The sequence below is a fragment of the Streptomyces sp. SID4985 genome (genome assembly GCF_009863025.1).
Lineage (GTDB): Bacteria > Actinomycetota > Actinomycetes > Streptomycetales > Streptomycetaceae > Streptomyces.
Genome location: NZ_WWIR01000288.1, coordinates 1 through 1,805 on the forward strand (window position 1 = coordinate 1; position 1,805 = coordinate 1,805).

At 73.3% G+C, this 1,805-nt stretch carries 2 protein-coding genes and 1 pseudogene; all 3 read right to left on the reverse strand.

Annotation, left to right across the window (positions count from 1 at the left end):
- Nucleotides 1-245, reverse strand: a pseudogene (locus tag GTW40_RS11915) (molybdopterin molybdenumtransferase MoeA); the annotation flags it as partial.
- Nucleotides 242-511: a DUF6457 domain-containing protein gene (locus tag GTW40_RS11920; protein WP_202485752.1), complete on the reverse strand. Its 270-nt coding sequence runs from the start codon at nucleotides 509-511 to the stop codon at nucleotides 242-244. The gene GTW40_RS11920 and the pseudogene GTW40_RS11915, both read right to left, overlap by 4 nt.
- A gap of 94 nt (nucleotides 512-605) precedes the next feature.
- Nucleotides 606-1,643, reverse strand: a complete 1,038-nt coding sequence (moaA, locus tag GTW40_RS11925; protein WP_161180147.1) for a GTP 3',8-cyclase MoaA — start codon at nucleotides 1,641-1,643, stop codon at nucleotides 606-608.
- Nucleotides 1,644-1,805: the final 162 nt, after the last annotated feature.

Here is a 1,805-nt window from a genome sequence, read left to right on the forward strand (position 1 = left end):
GGGTTGGTGCCGGAGACCGCCCAGCCGTCCATCGCGGAGGTCGCGAACGAGGGCAGGTCGGTGAGCGCGGTCAGCGGCTCGGCCAGCGCGTGGCCGAGCGCCTCGTCCAGCGTGCGGGGCACGGCGGGCAGCGGCAGCCCCGTCGTGCGCGCGATCGACCGGGCCCGCTCCCAGGTGGGAGCGGCGCCCCGGCCGTGCGCGTGCGGGGCGGTCGCCCGGCCGCCGCTCAGGTGTGCGTCGCTCACGGGGTCGCCGGGCCGTTCTCGCCTTCGGCCTCGTGCTCGGCGATCCAGCGCTCGGCCAGCTCGGTCACCCGGCGGTTCGCCTCGGCGACCGCCTCCGCGCCGCCGCCCTGGAGGGCCGCCGCGTAGCCGACCAGGAACGAGGTGATCGGCGCCGCCGGGCGGGCCACCCCGTGGGCGACGACCTTCGTCATGTCGAGCAGCTCACCGACGTTGACATCGAGGTCGATGCCCAGGTCGGTCTTGGCCGCGGTGATCCATTCGTGCATCCGGTTCACTTCGGTCGTCCTCGCGTTTCGTGTCCGTCGTCTTCGTGTGTGTCGTGCGTGTCCGTCGTACCGTCTCGGGGCCGCCCGGCCCCCGTCAGCCGCCGATGGCGGACATCGGACGGTCCGGCTGCTTGAAGTCCGCGCTGTTGATGGTGTGTCCGGGGCCCTTGCCCGCGATGCAGGACCGCCACGCCGCCTCCAGGACGTCGTCGTCGGAACCGTCGCGCAGCAGGCTCCGCAGGTCCGACTCCTTGGTGGCGAACAGACAGTTGCGCAGCTGGCCGTCGGCGGTCAGCCGCACCCGGTCGCAGTTGCCGCAGAACGGGCGGGTGACGCTCGCGATGACGCCGACCACGGAGTCCGTGCCCGCGATCCGCCACTCCTCGGCGGGGGCGTTGTCCTCCCTGGGGACCGGCACCAGCTCGAAGCGTTCCCCGATACGTTCCAGGATCTCTGCGGCGGGCACCATCTTCTCCCGTTCCCAGGCACCCTGCGCGTCCAGCGGCATGGATTCGATGAACCGCATCCGGTAGCCGTTGTCCACGGCGAAGGCGGTCAGGTCCGCGATCTCGTCGTCGTTGACCCCGCGCACCGGCACCGCGTTGACCTTGACCGGCGCGAGCCCCGCGGACTTCGCGGCCGCGAGACCGGCCAGCACGTCGGACAGACGGTCGCGCCGGGTGATGGCGGCGAAACGCTCCGGGCGCAGGGTGTCCAGGCTGACGTTGACCCGCCGCAGCCCCGCCTCGTGCAGCGCCTCGGCGCAGCGGGCCAGGCCGATGCCGTTGGTGGTGATGGACAGCTCCGGCGCAGGGTCGAGCGCCGCGAGCCGGGCGACCAGGGCGGGCAGGCCCCGCCGTACCAGCGGCTCGCCGCCGGTCAGCCGGACCTCCCTGATGCCGAGCCGCCCGGTCGCGATGCCGACCAGACGCACGATCTCGTCGTCGCTGAGCAGCTCGTTCTTCGGCAGCCAGTCCAGGCCCTCGGCGGGCATGCAGTAGGTGCACCGCAGGTTGCAGCGGTCGGTCAGGGAGAGCCGCAGGTCGGTGTGGACCCGGCCGAAACGGTCCGTCAGCGGCCGCGCGACGGTCCCGGTGGTGCCGCTCGGCTGATCGGTGTGCGGTCGGGACACGGTCCTGCCTTCTTCCTCTGCTGCCCGGAGGCTGTCGTACGGTGCGGGATCTTCCCCTGCTGGAGGGTGATCCCCAGGTCGTATGGTGCGTGATCCGGGCCGGTGACGGCCCGTCGGCGCCCGTCCGGGCGGTGCCGCCGCGCCGGGTGTCCGGCCCGCCGG

Excerpts from the sequence above, each read along its gene's own strand:
- GTW40_RS11920 (WP_202485752.1), bottom strand. The coding sequence starts at position 511 with ATGCACGAATGGATCACCGCGGCCAAGACCGACCTGGGCATCGACCTC.